The 749-nt window shown below is 37.5% G+C and carries 1 protein-coding gene; it reads left to right on the top strand.

Annotated elements, in window-relative coordinates:
* Nucleotides 1-749: alpha-L-rhamnosidase N-terminal domain-containing protein (locus tag ACT9TX_RS18410; protein ID WP_481340577.1), on the top strand; the 749-nt coding region annotated here is incomplete at both ends.

The raw sequence follows: 749 nt of genomic DNA, 5'->3' as shown, positions 1-749 counted from the left end.
TTTGCTGGTAAGGCTTTGCAGTCATCTACAACATATTTTTTCAAGGTAAAAGTGTGGGATAAAAATGGCGTACCATCTACCTTTAGCAAAGCCAACAGTTTTATAACTGGCTTGGTAAATGCTGCCGATTTTAAAGCCAATTGGGTTACTAGCAATAAGGTAAAAGGACAAGCTGCACCATTATTTCGTAAGTCTTTTTTACTCAAAGATAAGCCACAAAATTCTATTATTCAAATTGCAGGGTTAGGCTTTTATGAGTTGTATGTTAATGGTAAGAAAGTAGGTGATCATGTGCTTGATCCTGGGCAAACGAATTACGATGATTATGCTTTTTATGTAACCTACAATATTGATACATTATTAAAAACTGGCGAGAATGTAATTGGCGTCATGTTAGGCGATGGTTGGTACAATCAAGATGTAGTTTGGGGCGGTACTATGACTTACGGTAAACCCATGCTTTGGTGCCAGTTAGATATGACTGTAAATGGTAGCAAACAGCAAGTGTTGTCTGATGGTTCTTGGAAATTTATTGATGGTCCTATACTTAGCAACAATGTATATGCTGGCGAAGTTTACGATGCCAATAAAGAAATTGCTGGCTGGTGTGCACCATTGCTAAACGATGCAAATTGGAAGGCTGTTTCCATGGCTGAAAAACATCCACCAATGTTAAAACCACAGAATTTGCCAGCAATAAAAAAGATGCAAACATTGGCTACTAAAAAGTTTTACAAGTTGCCAAATGG

Source organism: Parasediminibacterium sp. HNIBRBA5674 (genome assembly GCF_056745525.1).
This window is presented reverse-complemented; position numbering and strand designations above follow the sequence as displayed.